Origin of the sequence: Siminovitchia fortis (assembly GCF_003605365.2) — a bacterium.
Lineage (GTDB): Bacteria > Bacillota > Bacilli > Bacillales > Bacillaceae_C > Siminovitchia > Siminovitchia fortis.
This window is the reverse complement of record NZ_QYTU02000121.1, coordinates 1-323: the sequence shown is the minus strand read 5'-3', so window position 1 is coordinate 323 and position 323 is coordinate 1. Positions and strand designations below refer to the sequence as shown.

Here is a 323-nt window from a genome sequence, read left to right as displayed (position 1 = left end):
GGGGTATTCCCTGTTACAACCCAGAAAGTTCCGGAGGTGACATATGAAACGCAAAAACGCTTCGTTACTCGGTAACGTGCTCATGGGGTTGGGTCTGGTGGTAATGGTGGTCGGCGTGGGGTATTCAATCCTCAACCAGTTACCACAGTTTAATATGCCCCAGTATTTCGCACATGGTGCAGTGCTAAGTATTTTCGTCGGTGCCATTCTCTGGCTGGCGGGTGCCCGTGTTGGCGGGCATGAACAGGTGTGCGACCGTTACTGGTGGGTTCGCCACTATGACAAACGTTGCCGCCGTAGCGATAATCGCCGTCATAGCTAAC

The 323-nt window shown here is 52.9% G+C and carries 1 protein-coding gene; it reads left to right on the top strand.

All coding sequences use genetic code 11. The annotated features are described in order from the left end of the window. Positions 1–43 precede the first annotated feature (43 nt). The gene (gene ychH, locus D4N35_RS17935; RefSeq protein ID WP_000823885.1) at positions 44–322 is read left to right on the top strand and encodes a stress-induced protein YchH; all 279 of its coding nucleotides are present in this window, start codon (positions 44–46) and stop codon (positions 320–322) included. Position 323: the final 1 nt, after the last annotated feature.